Origin of the sequence: Abyssibius alkaniclasticus (assembly GCF_020447305.1) — a bacterium.
Taxonomy (GTDB): domain Bacteria; phylum Pseudomonadota; class Alphaproteobacteria; order Rhodobacterales; family Rhodobacteraceae; genus Abyssibius; species Abyssibius alkaniclasticus.
In genome coordinates, this window is the sequence record NZ_CP095732.1 from 2,994,874 (window position 1) to 3,008,693 (window position 13,820).

Here is a 13,820-nt window from a genome sequence, read left to right on the forward strand (position 1 = left end):
TGCCGCAGCCTTGCGCCCGCGCTGCCCTGCACCGTTTCGCGGCCCTTGTGCCGCACCCGACAGCGATAGGCGCGCGCAATGACCACAGCCCTGATTCTGATCGATATTCAACGCGGCTTTGACGCCCCCCAGTGGGGCGCGCGCAACAACCCGCAAGCCGAGGCCAATGCCGCCCGCCTGCTGGCTGCATGGCGGGGGCGCGGCGCGCCAATCTTCCATATCCGCCATATGTCTACCGAAAAGGGCAGCCCGCTCACCGGCGATGGCGCCGAATTCAAGCCCGAAACCATGCCGCAAAGCAACGAACCCATTATCGAGAAATCGGTCAATTCCGCCTTTATCGGCACCGATTTGCAGGCGCGGCTCAAGGGCATCCCCGGGCTGGTGATCTGCGGGCTGACCACGCCGCATTGCGTGTCCACCACCTGCCGCATGGCCGCCAATCTTGGCTTTGAGGTCACGCTCGCCCATGATGCCTGCGCGGCCTTCGCCTCCAACGCCAATACGCGCTGGCAGGCGGGCCAGATGCCCATGCGCCCGCTGACCTCCGCCGCCATCCACGCTGCCGCCATTTCGCAAATCCACGGCGAATTCGTCACCGCCAAACCCACGGCCGCACTGGTATGAGCGCGTTTCTCGGCGTTGAAACCTCGCTTACCGGCCGGTGCTGGTTTGGCCCGGATGACGATGTTCTGCGCCGCGCCGCCCAGCTTGTGCAGCAGGCCGACCTGTCCGAACCGCTGGCGCGCATTCTGGCCGCGCGCGGCATCGCCCCCGCCGAGGCGGCCGCGCATCTGGCCCCCACGCTGCGCGCGCTCATGCCCGACCCTTTGCGCCTGCGCGATATGGAAAGGGCCGCCGCACGCTTTCTGGCCGCCATGCAAGGCGCTGAACGCATTGCGATTTTCGCCGATTACGATGTCGATGGCGGCGCTTCGGCCGCGCTGATCCTGCGCTATCTGCACGCCCGCGGCCAAACCGCCACGCTTTACATCCCCGACCGGATTGAAGAAGGCTACGGCCCCAATACCCCCGCCATGCAGGCACTTGGCGCGGCGCATGACCTGATCATCTGCGTTGATTGCGGCACGCTCAGCCACGCGCCCATCGCCGCGGCGGGCTGCGATGTGCTGGTGCTTGACCACCATCTTGGCGGCGAAACTCTGCCCCGCGCCCATGCTGTGGTCAACCCCAACCGGCAGGATGAGGACGGGGCGCTTGGCTATCTTTGCGCGGCGGGTGTGGTGTTTCTGTTCCTTGCCCAAACCAACCGTTTGTTGCGCGACGCGGGCGCCGACACGCCCGACCTGATGGGCCTGCTCGACATGGTCGCGCTGGCCACGGTGGCCGATATCGCCCCGCTCATCGGGTTCAACCGCGCGCTGGTGCGCCAGGGGCTTTCCATCATGGCGCAGCGCGGCCATATCGGGCTGGCGGCACTGGCCGATATGGCCGGGCTGAACCGCGCGCCCGAAGCCTACCACCTCGGCTATCTGCTTGGCCCGCGCATCAATGCCGGTGGCCGTGTTGGCGCGGCTGATCTGGGCGCGCGGCTGCTGGCCACACAAGATGCGACCGAGGCGCAGAGCCTTGCCAAACGGCTCGATGTGCTGAACGCCGAGCGCCGCGCGATCGAGGCCGAGGTGCTGCAATCCGCCATCGCCCAGGCCGAAAGCCGCAGCACCGGCGGCGCGCTGGTCTGGGCGGCGGGCGCGGGCTGGCACCCCGGCGTGGTCGGCATCGTCGCGGCGCGACTGAAAGAGCGTTTCAACCGCCCCGCCGTGGTCATCGGGCTTGATGGCGGCATCGGCAAGGGCTCGGGCCGTTCCGTCAACGGGGTCGACCTTGGCGGTGCCATTGCCAAACTGGTGCGCGAAGGGCTGTTGGAGGCCGGTGGCGGGCATAAAATGGCCGCGGGCCTTACCGTGGCCGAGGGCCAGCTTGCCGCCGCAATGGACCGGCTCACCGCCCTGCTGCACGCCCAGGGTGCCGCCGCGCCCGGCCCGCGCGATCTGCACCTGACCGCAACCATAGGTGCAGGCACCGCCACACCCGATTTTCTGGAAGATATCGCCCGCGCCGGCCCGTTCGGTGCTGCCGCCCCGGCCCCGCGCTTTGCCATTGCCGCAGCCCGCATCAGCTTTGCCAAACGCGCGGGCGAAACCCATTTGCGCCTGACCCTGACCGACGGTCACGCCAAGCTCGACGCCATCGCCTTTGGCGCCTTCACCACCCCGCTTGGTGCCGCGCTCCAAGCGCATGGCGGCGCACCGTTCCATTTTGCCGGGCGGCTGGAAATCGACGATTGGGGCGGGCGGCGGCGCGCGAAACTGCAACTTGAGGACGCCGCCCCGGCGCATTAGCCGCCCCCCGGCCCCTGGCCGAAAATTTTCGCCACAATCTCGAAAAAGCCTCTTGCATCGCGTGGCGCGGGTCAGTAAATACCCCTCACCAGAGCCGGATGCGCCCTTCGTCTATCGGTTAGGACTCCAGATTTTCATTCTGGCAAGAGGGGTTCGATTCCCCTAGGGCGTACCAGCTCTGGTTAACACTCCTCTAATATTTCAGCTGATTTTCTGCGCGCAAAATATGCGCGTTTTGACACGCTAAACGCACAAAAGGGCCGCTAAACGGCCCTTGAAAGTGGCTTGACTCTGCCGTTTTGCACGAAAATGCGGTTACATTGTAACTTTAAGCGCCCGAAACGCGGTTACAATGTAACTTCTAGCCTACATGCCAAGCGCTTCACGATAAAGCTGCAACACGGCCTCTTCCTCGGAAATTTCGGCAGGGTCTTTCTTGCGCAGCGAGACGATCTTGCGCAGCACCTTGGTGTCATAGCCCCGGCCCTTTGCCTCGGCCATCACCTCTTTCTGCTGGTCGGCAAGGTCTTTCTTTTCCACCTCAAGCCGTTCAAAACGCTCGACAAAAGCGCGAAGCTCCGTGGCGGTAATGCGATATTGGCTGGGGTTGGAATTGTCGTCGTCGGTCACGTCCATTATGCTTTTCCGCCTTGATTGGTTGGTTCGGCGCGACCCTAGCGAGGGCGGCGAAAATCGGCAAGCCCTGCTTGCGCTCTGGCCCCGCTTGCTCTAGCTAACCCCCAAGAAAACAAGGACATATGACCATGCAAATTCTTATCTGGGCGGGGGCCGGGCTGGCCGGTTTGGGGCTGATCGGGGTGCTGATCAGCCTGCTGATGGCCTATCGGCTGAAATCCTCACCGCTGAGTGCAGCGGAAAACGCGCCGCGATTCCGGACCGTCTACCTGATCAACGCGCTGGCAATGGGCGTGTTTTTTCTGGGCTTCATGGTGTCGATGCTTGGGATTTTTCTTTAAGTTTCAATCTCTTGCAACGTATTGGCCAGCAGTGCCAATGCGCGTGGCGACGAAAAACGATGATCCGCGCCTTTCACCAGGACCAGCCGGATATCTTGGCCCTGCAAATGATCAAACAGGGTCTGCGCCACGCTTGGCGGCACATCGACATCGGCAGAACCCTGCAACAGGCGCACCGGCACATTCAGGTGCAAATCATCGCGTAAAACCAAATGGTTACGGCCATCCTCTATCAGCTTTCGGGTAATGATATAGGGGCCATCGCCATAGTCTGACGGCAGTTCGACGCGGCCCTTGTTCAGCAGATCGGCGCGCTGTTCGGCACCAAAGCCGGCCCACATCGAATCTTCCGTAAAATCGGGGGCAGCGGCAATGCCGATGAAGCCGGCCAGCCGTTCGGGCATGGCACGCGCCACCAGCAGCCCGATCCAGCCGCCCATAGACGAGCCAACCAATATTTGCGGGCCGGTGGTTTTTTCAGCAATGATATCAATGGCATCGCGCGCCCAATCGCCGATGCAGCCATCCTCGAACGCACCGGATGACGCGCCGTGCCCGGTATAGTCGAACCGCAGAAAGGCGCGGCCATGCGCTTCGGCCCAGCCCTGCAGGAACTGCGCCTTTGTGCCGGTCATGTCGGACTTGAAACCACCCAGAAACACCACGCCCGGCCCGGCACCCGGTGTTTGATGAAAGGCAATGGCGCGCCCATCGGGCATTGTATGTGTTGAATATGTCATGGCGGCAGAATGCACGGAATGCCGGGCGATTCAAGCGGTTGACATGGCCGTTCTGCACGCTAATTCTGCAACTCCAACACCACAACCGGGCGTTTCGTAGGCGCCAAGTAACGAAAGGATACGGCTATGGCCGAAAGCATTTCCCTGACTCTGCCCGATGGGGCCAAGCGCGACTACCCTGCCGGCATTACCGGCGGCGAGGTTGCCGCCGATATTTCCAAATCGCTCGCCAAGGCGGCATTGGCCTGTTCGATTGACGGGCGGCTGGCCGATTTGTCGGAGCCGATTGTGGCCGATGCCCGCTTTGCGCTGCACACGGTGAAGGATGAAACGATCGCGCTGGAACTGATCCGCCATGACTGCGCGCATGTCATGGCGCGCGCCGTGCAGGAGCTTTGGCCCGATGTGAAGGTCACGATCGGCCCGGTCATCAAGAACGGCTGGTATTACGACTTTGACCGCGCCGAGCCGTTTTCGCCAGAAGACCTTGAAGTTATTGAGAAAAAGATGCGCGAGATCATCGCCGCGCGCGATGCCGTGCGCTTTGAGGTCTGGGACCGCGACCGCGCTTTGGCGCATTACAAGGCCACGAACGAGCCCTTCAAGGTGGAGCTGGTCGAGGCGATTCCCGAAGGCGAGGACATCCGCATGTATTGGCACGGCCATTGGCAAGACCTGTGCCGTGGCCCGCATCTGGTGCATACGGGGCAAATTCCGGCCGATGCCTTCAAGCTGATGAATGTGGCCGGGGCCTATTGGCGCGGCGATTCCAGCCGCGAACAGTTGCAACGCATTTACGGCGTGGCCTTCCGGCACAAGGATGACCTGAAGGCGCATCTGCATATGCTGGAGGAGGCCGCCAAGCGCGACCACCGCAAGCTCGGGCGCGAGATGGACCTGTTCCACATGCAGGAAGAAGCCCCCGGCATGGTGTTCTGGCACCCGAATGGCTGGACGGTTTACCAGGAATTGCAGCAATATATGCGCCGACGCCAGCGTGGTGCGGGCTATGTGGAGGTGAACACGCCGCAGGTGGTGGACCGCAAGCTGTGGGAAGCTTCGGGCCATTGGGAAAACTACCAGGAACACATGTTCATTGTGGAGGTGGATGAGGACCATGCGCGCGAAAAGCGCATCAACGCGCTGAAACCCATGAACTGCCCCTGCCATGTGCAGATTTATAACCACGGGCTGAAATCCTATCGCGACCTGCCGTTGCGCATGGCGGAATTTGGCGCCTGCAACCGGTATGAGCCTTCGGGCGCGCTGCACGGCATCATGCGCGTGCGCGGCTTTGTGCAGGATGATGCGCATATTTTCTGCGAGGAACGCCAGATCGAGGCGGAAACCGAAGATTTCATCAATCTTTTGGCCAGCGTTTACAAGGATTTGGGGTTTGAGAACTTCAAGGTGAAGTTTTCCGACCGGCCGGAAAAGCGCGCAGGTTCTGACGATACCTGGGATCGTGCCGAAGGTGCGCTGCGCAACGCCACCGAGGCGGCGGGCTATGCCTATGAGCTGAACCCCGGCGAAGGTGCGTTCTACGGGCCGAAGCTGGAATTTGTTCTGACAGACGCCATTGGCCGGGACTGGCAATGCGGCACGCTGCAGGTGGATTTCGTGCTGCCCGAACGGCTGGATGCAACCTATATCGGCGAAGATGGCAACAAGCACCGCCCGGTCATGCTGCACCGCGCGATTGTGGGCAGTTTTGAGCGGTTTCTTGGCATTCTGATCGAGGAACATGCCGGCAAACTGCCCTTCTGGCTGGCCCCGCGCCAGGTGGTTGTGGCGGCGATCGTGTCGGATGCCGATGCCTATGTGCATGAGGTTGTGGCCGCTTTGCGCGCCGCCGGTGTGCGGGCCGAGGCCGATTGCCGGAATGAGAAGATAAACTACAAGGTCCGCGAACATTCGCTGACCAAGGTGCCCGCGATTCTGGCCGTGGGCATGAAAGAGGTTGAGGAGCGTACCGTCTCCATCCGCCGGTTGGGCGAGCAGGGCAGCAAGGTTGTGGGGCTGGATGAGGCTGTGGCCGCGCTGAAGGGCGAGGCGACGCCGCCGGATCTGGCCTGATGTCAATTGAGGGTATGAGCTGTTCCGCCACGATGTTGAAGATGGCCGCGTCTGGCTTGCGCCTGGGCTTTGCGGCGAGCGGCGGTTTTCATCAGAAGACCTAGCCCTTGATGAGGTACTGCGGTAGGCTGGATGGTTGAACAGCGACTGATCACAGCAATTTGCCAAGTACCAAGCCGTCAAAATTCATGACCCGCGCCTAATAGCGTGCAGAAACAGAAGCGGCTCGTAAACGATTGTTTTTTCTGGTTTTTGATCGGCCTCTAAAAAGTGATTAGCAGATATATTAACCAGCAGTCGCCGTGTTGAACTTTGCAAGTAGTGTTAAAAGGTTGGCATTTGCACGTCCCCAGCCAATCCAGGTCGCACTTGTCAGATCGCTTTCTGGCATAAATTCTACCCCCGAAAAACTTGGGAAATTGAGTATTTTCATGTAAATGGTCGTTCCATCACTACATGGCACCGGGCCGCCCCCGCCGCCACCCGGAAGCGAACTGACTTGCGCTTCGCAAGTTACACCAGTCAACGTCATGTCCGACAGGTTGATCTGATAGACCTTCGTTTGAGCTACAAAACCTACACCACCTAGTATTCCTGGTGCCCAGAATGAACCCCAATATCCGGTGAACGATCCATCTGCGTTCCGCATAACCGCAGCTGCTGGCGTGCCGCGCACCGCTGGCAGAGGAACGTTTACTTCGCTAGGGCCGCTTAAGGTCGGTTGAGGGCTTACCTCAGCACATCCATTTAAGCCTGTTAAAACAATCGCAACAAATGCAAAAACAATACTCAGCTTCATTTTTCTCTTCACTTTTGCGCATCGTTAAGTTTCGCTGATGATACCATAGTGGCAGGAAATAGCTAACAGATAAATTTTGCCCAACAGATCATATTCAAACCTTGTAATATGTTTCAGCGCCCTATATAACACCTATCAGATGTGAAAAACGGAGCGCAGCATGTCCCCCCCCAATTCGCCCAGAGTTCAGGCCTTTTTTGATGAGGCGACCAATACCGTTTCCTATGTGGTGATGGACCCGAACAGCAAAGCCTGTGCGATTGTCGATTCGGTTCTCGATTTCGACTATGCCTCGGGCCATACCGATACGCGCAGCGCCGATGCGATTGTGGCCTATGTGAAGGCGCATGGGCTGGATGTGGACTGGCTGCTGGAAAGCCATGTCCATGCCGACCATCTTTCGGCCGCGCCCTATTTGCAGCAGCAGGTGGGTGGCAAGATCGGGATTGGGGACCAGATTACCGTGGTGCAGGATACGTTCGGCAAGGTGTTCAACGCCGGCACCGAGTTTCAGCGCGATGGCAGCCAGTTCGACAGGCTGTTCAAGGAAGGCGACAGGTTTGAAATTGGCGGGCTTTCGGGGCGCGTGATGCACACGCCCGGCCATACGCCCGCCTGCCTGACCTATGTGATTGAAGACGCAGCCTTTGTGGGCGATACGATGTTCATGCCCGATTTCGGCACGGCGCGCTGCGACTTTCCCGGTGGTTCGGCCGAGAATCTTTACAAGTCCATACAGAAAATTCTGACCCTGCCGGATGCGACCCGCATTTTTGTGGGCCATGACTATAAGGCGCCGGGGCGCGAGGAATTTGCCTGGGAAACCACGGTGGCCGAGCAACGCGCGCTGAATGTGCATGTCGGCGCTGGCAAAAGCATCGAGGATTTCGTTTCGATGCGCAATGCGCGCGATGCAAGCCTTGGAATGCCGCGGCTGATCGTGCCGTCGATTCAGGTGAATATGCGGGCCGGAAAAATGCCCGCGCCTGAAAACGACGGAAATGTTTACCTGAAAGTGCCGGTGAACCGGCTTGGAGGACCAAAATGAACCTGAACAAACTGAGCGACACGTTTTCAGCCACCGGCCAGCTTGACGTGAACGATATTGCCGCCGTCAAGGCCGCCGGGTTTGGCACCGTCATCTGCAACCGTCCCGATGGCGAGGAGGCGGGCCAGCCCACCGCAGCGATGATCGAGGCGGCCTGCGCCGATCATGGTCTGGCGTTTCACTATGTGCCGATGACCCCTGCCGGGCCGGGGCCAACCACGGTTGCAGATTTTGCCGCCGCGCTGAACGGGGCCAGTGGCAATGTGCTTGGCTATTGCAAATCTGGCGGCCGTGCGGCCATGCTTTATAAAGCCACGCGCTAGAAATTTGCAGCGCCTTCGGGCGCTGCCCTGCCCGCTTTCGGTGCCTTCATGACAATTTCGAAACTCTTCCCCATTCTGACATGGGGGCGCGACTATTCGCGCCAAACGCTGGAAAATGACCTGCTGGCGGCGGTGATTGTGACGATCATGCTGATCCCGCAATCGCTGGCCTATGCGCTGCTGGCGGGCCTGCCGGCACAGGTGGGGCTTTATGCCTCGATCGCGCCTTTGGTGATTTATGCGCTGTTTGGCACAAGCCGCGCGCTGGCGGTGGGGCCAGTGGCTGTCACCTCGCTGATGACGGCGGCGGCCGTGGGCGAGTTGGCCGCACAGGGCACGCCGGAATATCTGGGTGCAGCGATTGCGCTGGCCTTCCTGTCGGGGCTGATGCTGCTGGCGATGGGGGCGCTGCGATTGGGATTTCTGGCGAATTTCCTGTCGCATCCGGTGATTTCGGGCTTTGTCACCGCTTCGGGGCTGATCATTGCCGCCAGCCAGCTGCGCCATATTCTGGGCGTGCCGGGGGGTGGGCATAATCTGGTCGAGCTTGCGGGCTCGATCTGGGCCAATATTGGCGCGATCAACCTGCCAACCGTGGTCATCGGGGTGTTTGCCACGGCGTTTTTATTCTGGTCGCGCAAGGCGCTGAAGCCGCTTCTGGTGGCGCGCGGGGCCAGGCCACGGCTGGCCGATCTGCTGACCAAGGCGGCACCTGTGGCTTTGGTGGCGGCAACAACGCTGGCGACATGGGCGCTGGGCCTTGCGGGTGCGGGCGTGGCGATTGTGGGCGAAATTCCCAGCGGATTGCCCAGGCCGACCCTGCCGCCGCTTGACCTTGCGCTGTGGATGCAGATCGCGACGCCCGCGCTGCTGATTTCCATTGTCGGCTATGTCGAAACCATTTCGGTGGCGCAAACCCTGGCTGCCAAGCGCCGCCAGCGGATTGACCCGGATCAGGAGCTTATTGCGCTGGGCGCGGCGAATATTGGCGCGGCGGCATCAGGCGGCTTTCCGGTCACTGGCGGGTTTTCACGCTCGGTCGTGAATTTCGAGGCCGGGGCGCAAACCCCGGCGGCCGGCGCGTTCACGGCGGTGGGCATTGCGGCGGCGGCGGTGTTTCTGACCCCGCTGCTGCACTATCTGCCCAAGGCCACGCTGGCGGCAACCATCATCGTGGCGGTGCTGTCGCTGGTCGATCTGGGCGCATTGGCGCGCAGCTTTCGCTATTCACGCGGCGATTTCGCGGCGATGCTGGCCACCATTCTGGTGACGCTTGGCACGGGGGTGGAAAGCGGCATTCTGGCGGGGGTCGGCCTGTCGATCTTCCTGCATCTTTACCGCAGCTCGCGCCCGCATTTTGCCGTGGTCGGGCAGGTGCCGGGCACCGAGCATTTCCGCAATGTGAACCGCCACGAGGTTGTGGTCAGCCCGACGATCTACTCCATCCGTTTTGATGAAAGCCTGTTTTTCGCCAATGCGCGGTTTATCGAAGACCGGATCAATGCCGCCGTGGCCGCAAACCCCGCCATCCGCCATGTGGTGCTGGTCTGTCCGGCGGTGAATTTCATCGACCTGTCGGCGCTGGAAAGCCTTGAGGCGGTGAATGCGCGGCTGAAAGAGGCGGGGATCAAGCTGCATTTATCCGAGGTGAAGGGCCCGGTGATGGACCGCTTGCAGCGCAGCCATTTCCTGCAAGAGCTTGGCGGGCAGGTGTTTTTAACGCAATACGATGCGATTTGCGCGCTGGATGAGGGATGCGCGCGCAGGGCATTTGCGGCGCGGCGGGGTGGTGTGTGATCGGGGCGGCGGGAAAGCTGCGCAATGAATGCGGCCAAAGAGGTGCGCAATGAATGCGCACCCTACGGGTGATGGACACTCGCTGATGTAAGGTGCGCATTTATTGCGCACCTTTTTACCCTACATCCAACCCGGCTTGCGCTTTTCAAAAAACGCGGCAATCCCCTCGGTGGCTTCGGGGTTTTCCCATGTATCGGCAAGGCGTTCGATGGTGGCATCGATCACTTCGCCTGTAATTGGTGCGCCAAGGCTGCGGGCCAGCGCCTTGGCGGCCGCCACTGCGCCGGGGGCGCAGGCGAGATAGGCTTCGGCTTCGCGCATCGCCGCATCCATCAGCGCATTTGGCGCAACCACTTGCGCCACAAGGTCGAGCGCCAGCGCCTCGGCGGCATCAAACCGGCGCGCCGACATGAAGACGCGCCGCGCCTTGCCCTCGCCCATCCGCGCCAGCACATAGGGCGCGATGGTGGCGGGGATCAGGCCAAGGCGGGTTTCGGTCAGGCCGAATTTTGCGGTATCGGCAGCCAGCGCGATATCGCAGACCGAGGCCAGGCCCACGCCACCGCCAAAGGCTGCGCCATTGATCGCGCCAATCAGCGGTTTGGGCATGGTGTTGAGCGTGTTGAGCATATCGGCCAGCCGCCGCGCCTCGGCCATGCGTTGCGGGCGGGTTGCGGATATCTGCTTGCGCATCCAGCCAAGGTCGCCGCCCGCGCAGAAGCTGGCCCCCTGCCCGGTCAGGATAACCGCGCGCACGCCAGTATCGGCCCCGAGCGCGCTTGCCGCGGCGGCGAGATCATCCATCATCTGCGCATCCATTGCGTTATGCATATCGGGGCGGTTCAGCGTGAGGGTGACAATGCCACGCGCATCGCGACTTTCCAGCAAGGTGGCATGGCTCATTGGCGCAATCCTTTGGCGAATTGGGCGGCGGCGGCAAGTTTTGCGCTGTCGAGCCCGGTTTCAAAGCCCAGCATTTTAAGCATCGCATCTACCTTCAGCGTGTCGACATTGCCCGCAGCCCCCGGCGCATAGGGGCAGCCGCCAAGCCCGCCAACGGCGGCATCGAAGGCGCGCAGCCCCTTGTCGAGCGCAACGCCGATATTTTCCAGCGCGCGGCCCGCCGTGTCGTGGAAATGCCCGGCAAGCTGGCTGGCGGGCAGTTGCGCCAGCACGGCATCGAGCATCTGGGCAGTGGTTTCGGGCCGGGCCTGGCCGATTGTATCGCCCAGCGAGATTTCGCTACAGCCCAATGCGGCCAGTCTGGTCGCAATTTCAGCCACGGCGCGGGGGGCAATCGCGCCTTCATAGGGGCAGTCTGTAACGCAAGACACGTAGCCGCGCAGCGCCAATCCGTCACGCGCCGCTGCTTCGGCCACGGGTTTGAACCGCGCAAGGCTTTCAGCGATCGAGCAGTTGATGTTTTTCTGGGAAAAACTTTCTGAAGCCGAGCCGAAAATCGCCACGCCATCGGCACCAGCGGCGCGCGCCGCCGCGTAGCCCTGCATATTCGGGGCCAGAACCCAATAGGTAACGCCGGGCGCGCGGGTTATGCCGGCCATCACCTCCGCCGCATCGCCCATTTGCGGCACCCATTTGGGGGAAACGAAGCTCGTCGCCTCGATGGCGTCAAAACCACAGGCCGAAAGCTGGTTGATGAGCGAAATCTTGTCGGGCGTTGGCACGAGCCGCGCCTCGTTTTGCAACCCGTCGCGCGGGGCCATTTCAACGATGCGGACCTGCTCAGCCATCTTGCGGCTCCATTTCCAGCAGCAGCGCGCCGTCGATCACCTGCGCACCGGCGGCGACATGCACAGCGGCGATGGTGCCATCGCGCGGGGCGGCCATTGTATGTTCCATCTTCATGGCTTCCAGCACCATAAGGGCTGCGCCTTTTTTCACCACCTGCCCGGCCGCAGCACTGACCAGCTTCACAAGCCCGGGCATGGGCGCGCGAATGGTATCGCCGCCCGCCTCGTCGGCGCTTGCGCCCGGCTGGGTTATGGTCGCGCCATAGTGCTGACCTTGGGCAAACACGTCGACCCGGTCGCCAAAGCGCAGCAGGGTGGCGGTGAACTGCCTGCCCGCCGTGACACGCCATGCGGGGCCAGCAGGGGCAAGTTGCAGGGTTTCATCGCCCACCTGAAAGCGGTTCGGGCCAAGCGAGGTGACGGAAATATCTTCGCCCTCCAGCACCACATGGCGGGTAAGCGGCGCCCATTGGGTAAAGCCCGCATGGGGCTGCGGGTTGGGCAGGTTGAGCGCCGCCAGTGCTGCCAGCGCGCGCAAGGCGGGGTTGGGGGTGCCCATGTCGCGCAGCGCCTCAAGATCACGCGCAATCAGCCCGGTATCGACCTGCCCTTGCGCAAACCCGCTATGGCGGCAAAGCGCGCCAAGAAAGCCGATATTGGTGGTCAGGCCCGCGATTTCGGTTTCCCCCAAAGCGCGGCCAAGGCTGGCAAGGGCGATGGCACGGTCGGGGCCATGCACGGTAAGCTTGGCGATCATCGGGTCGTAGAAGGGCGAAATATCATCGCCCTGCCGCACGCCGGTATCCACGCGCGCGCCTGTGCCGAATTTCAGGTGGTGCAGATGGCCGGTGGCGGGCAGAAAGTCGCGCGCGACATCCTCGGCATAGATCCGCGCCTCAAAGGCATGGCCGTTGAGCGGGATGTCTTCCTGCGCCAGTGGCACGGGCTGGCCCGCGGCCACACGCAACTGCCATTCGACCAGATCAACGCCGGTAATTGCCTCTGTCACCGGGTGTTCGACCTGCAGGCGCGTGTTCATTTCCATGAACCAGAACCCGTTTTCGCGCAGCCCGCCCGCCCCGTCGACGATGAATTCCACCGTGCCCGCGCCGGAATAGCCGATGGCCTTGGCCGCCTTCACCGCCGCCTGCCCCATTGCGGCGCGCACGGCCTCGGTCATCCCCGGGGCGGGGGCTTCCTCGATCACCTTTTGGTGGCGGCGTTGCAGCGAGCAATCACGCTCATGCAGGTAAACCGCTTCGCCGTGATTATCGCCAAACACCTGAATTTCAATGTGGCGGGGGTTGAGGATGTATTTCTCGATCAGCACCGCCGCATCGCCAAAACTGGCCTTGCCCTCGCGCGCGGCTCCGGCAAGGTTTTCGGCAAAATCGGCGGGGTCATCGACGCGCCGCATCCCCTTGCCACCGCCGCCCGCGCGGGCTTTGATTAGAACCGGATAGCCGATTTCGGCGGCGCGTTCGGCCAGAAATGCAGGGTCTTGGTTGGCACCATGATAGCCCGGCACAACCGGCACGCCCGCCTGCTCCATCAGCGCCTTGGCGGCATCCTTCAGGCCCATCGCGCGAATGGCACTGGCGCTGGGGCCGATAAAGGTCAGGCCCGCAGCGGCTATTTTATCCGCAAAATCGGGGTTTTCGGACAGGAAGCCATAGCCCGGATGGATGGCCTGCGCCCCGGTCTCCAGCGCCGCCTGAATGATGACATCGCCCAGCAGATAGCTTTCGCCCACAGGTGCTGCGCCAATGCGCACCGCCTCATCGGCCAGAGCCACATGGCGGGCATTGGCATCGGCGTCGGAATAGACGGCGACCGTGGCCACGCCCATTTTACGAGCGGTGTCGATGATCCGGCAGGCGATTTCGCCACGGTTGGCGATGAGGATTTTCGTGAACATCATTCCATCTCCAAAACCCGCAAGGCCC

The 13,820-nt window shown here is 61.9% G+C and carries 13 protein-coding genes and 1 tRNA gene; 8 read left to right on the plus strand and 6 right to left on the minus strand.

Annotated features, from left to right (window positions below):
• Positions 1-78: 78 nt before the first annotated feature.
• From LGT41_RS14910 to LGT41_RS14920, 3 genes are all read left to right on the plus strand, one after another.
• On the plus strand, positions 79-627 hold the full coding sequence (locus LGT41_RS14910; RefSeq protein WP_274127716.1) for a cysteine hydrolase family protein: 549 nt from the start codon (positions 79-81) through the stop codon (positions 625-627).
• Positions 624-2,363, plus strand: coding sequence for a single-stranded-DNA-specific exonuclease RecJ (recJ, locus tag LGT41_RS14915; RefSeq protein WP_274127717.1), 1,740 nt, complete (start codon positions 624-626; stop codon positions 2,361-2,363). Before LGT41_RS14910 ends, recJ begins: the two co-directional genes overlap by 4 nt.
• Before the next feature lie 100 nt (positions 2,364-2,463).
• A tRNA-Glu gene (locus tag LGT41_RS14920) sits at positions 2,464-2,538 on the plus strand.
• A gap of 191 nt (positions 2,539-2,729) precedes the next feature.
• Here LGT41_RS14920 and LGT41_RS14925 read toward each other — a convergent pair.
• Entirely contained in the window at positions 2,730-2,999 is a 270-nt protein-coding gene (locus LGT41_RS14925; protein WP_274127718.1) for a DUF2312 domain-containing protein, read from the minus strand.
• Positions 3,000-3,127: 128 nt separating this feature from the next.
• On the opposite strand from LGT41_RS14925, the gene LGT41_RS14930 reads away from it, so the two are divergent.
• The gene (locus LGT41_RS14930) at positions 3,128-3,340 is read left to right on the plus strand and encodes a hypothetical protein (RefSeq protein WP_274127719.1); all 213 of its coding nucleotides are present in this window, start codon (positions 3,128-3,130) and stop codon (positions 3,338-3,340) included.
• On the opposite strand, the gene LGT41_RS14935 is transcribed toward LGT41_RS14930, so the two are convergent.
• Entirely contained in the window at positions 3,337-4,080 is a 744-nt protein-coding gene (locus LGT41_RS14935; RefSeq protein ID WP_274127720.1) for an alpha/beta hydrolase, read from the minus strand. The two genes, LGT41_RS14930 and LGT41_RS14935, sit on opposite strands and share 4 nt — an antisense overlap.
• A gap of 126 nt (positions 4,081-4,206) precedes the next feature.
• Here LGT41_RS14935 and thrS point away from each other — a divergent pair, with 126 nt between their 5' ends.
• Positions 4,207-6,156, plus strand: coding sequence for a threonine--tRNA ligase (gene thrS / locus LGT41_RS14940; RefSeq protein WP_274127721.1), 1,950 nt, complete (start codon positions 4,207-4,209; stop codon positions 6,154-6,156).
• Between the two features lie 286 nt (positions 6,157-6,442).
• Here thrS and LGT41_RS14945 read toward each other — a convergent pair whose 3' ends face one another.
• Positions 6,443-6,955, minus strand: a complete 513-nt coding sequence (locus LGT41_RS14945) for a hypothetical protein (protein ID WP_274127722.1) — start codon at positions 6,953-6,955, stop codon at positions 6,443-6,445.
• Between the two features lie 160 nt (positions 6,956-7,115).
• Here LGT41_RS14945 and LGT41_RS14950 point away from each other — a divergent pair, with 160 nt between their 5' ends.
• From LGT41_RS14950 to LGT41_RS14960, 3 genes are read left to right on the plus strand one after another with little or no spacing between them, the layout of a single operon-like run.
• A complete protein-coding gene (locus LGT41_RS14950; RefSeq protein ID WP_274127723.1) occupies positions 7,116-8,003 on the plus strand; it encodes an MBL fold metallo-hydrolase in 888 nt (295 codons plus the stop codon).
• On the plus strand, positions 8,000-8,326 hold the full coding sequence (locus tag LGT41_RS14955) for a protein tyrosine phosphatase family protein (protein ID WP_274127724.1): 327 nt from the start codon (positions 8,000-8,002) through the stop codon (positions 8,324-8,326). The genes LGT41_RS14950 and LGT41_RS14955 overlap by 4 nt, the downstream gene beginning before the upstream one ends.
• A 48-nt stretch (positions 8,327-8,374) precedes the next feature.
• Complete coding sequence (locus LGT41_RS14960) at positions 8,375-10,123, plus strand: SulP family inorganic anion transporter (RefSeq protein WP_274127726.1); 1,749 nt, start codon at positions 8,375-8,377, stop codon at positions 10,121-10,123.
• 120 nt (positions 10,124-10,243) lie between these two features.
• Here LGT41_RS14960 and LGT41_RS14965 read toward each other — a convergent pair whose 3' ends face one another.
• The 3 genes from LGT41_RS14965 to LGT41_RS14975 are packed head-to-tail and all read right to left on the minus strand — an operon-like array spanning position 10,244 to position 13,792.
• Positions 10,244-11,026: a crotonase/enoyl-CoA hydratase family protein gene (locus LGT41_RS14965; protein WP_274127727.1), complete on the minus strand. Its 783-nt coding sequence runs from the start codon at positions 11,024-11,026 to the stop codon at positions 10,244-10,246.
• Positions 11,023-11,874, minus strand: coding sequence for a hydroxymethylglutaryl-CoA lyase (locus LGT41_RS14970; RefSeq protein ID WP_274127728.1), 852 nt, complete (start codon positions 11,872-11,874; stop codon positions 11,023-11,025). Before LGT41_RS14970 ends, LGT41_RS14965 begins: the two co-directional genes overlap by 4 nt.
• Positions 11,867-13,792, minus strand: coding sequence for an acetyl-CoA carboxylase biotin carboxylase subunit (locus LGT41_RS14975; RefSeq protein WP_274129744.1), 1,926 nt, complete (start codon positions 13,790-13,792; stop codon positions 11,867-11,869). The genes LGT41_RS14970 and LGT41_RS14975 overlap by 8 nt, the downstream gene beginning before the upstream one ends.
• Positions 13,793-13,820: the final 28 nt, after the last annotated feature.

Coding starts and splice junctions, on each gene's coding strand:
- LGT41_RS14975 (WP_274129744.1), bottom strand. CDS start 13,792: ATGTTCACGAAAATCCTCATCGCCAACCGTGGCGAAATCGCCTGCCGG.
- LGT41_RS14970 (WP_274127728.1), bottom strand. CDS start 11,874: ATGGCTGAGCAGGTCCGCATCGTTGAAATGGCCCCGCGCGACGGGTTG.
- LGT41_RS14935 (WP_274127720.1), bottom strand. CDS start 4,080: ATGACATATTCAACACATACAATGCCCGATGGGCGCGCCATTGCCTTT.
- LGT41_RS14945 (WP_274127722.1), bottom strand. CDS start 6,955: ATGAAGCTGAGTATTGTTTTTGCATTTGTTGCGATTGTTTTAACAGGC.
- LGT41_RS14965 (WP_274127727.1), bottom strand. CDS start 11,026: ATGAGCCATGCCACCTTGCTGGAAAGTCGCGATGCGCGTGGCATTGTC.
- LGT41_RS14950 (WP_274127723.1), top strand. CDS start 7,116: ATGTCCCCCCCCAATTCGCCCAGAGTTCAGGCCTTTTTTGATGAGGCG.
- recJ (WP_274127717.1), top strand. CDS start 624: ATGAGCGCGTTTCTCGGCGTTGAAACCTCGCTTACCGGCCGGTGCTGG.
- LGT41_RS14955 (WP_274127724.1), top strand. CDS start 8,000: ATGAACCTGAACAAACTGAGCGACACGTTTTCAGCCACCGGCCAGCTT.
- LGT41_RS14925 (WP_274127718.1), bottom strand. CDS start 2,999: ATGGACGTGACCGACGACGACAATTCCAACCCCAGCCAATATCGCATT.
- LGT41_RS14910 (WP_274127716.1), top strand. CDS start 79: ATGACCACAGCCCTGATTCTGATCGATATTCAACGCGGCTTTGACGCC.
- thrS (WP_274127721.1), top strand. CDS start 4,207: ATGGCCGAAAGCATTTCCCTGACTCTGCCCGATGGGGCCAAGCGCGAC.
- LGT41_RS14930 (WP_274127719.1), top strand. CDS start 3,128: ATGCAAATTCTTATCTGGGCGGGGGCCGGGCTGGCCGGTTTGGGGCTG.
- LGT41_RS14960 (WP_274127726.1), top strand. CDS start 8,375: ATGACAATTTCGAAACTCTTCCCCATTCTGACATGGGGGCGCGACTAT.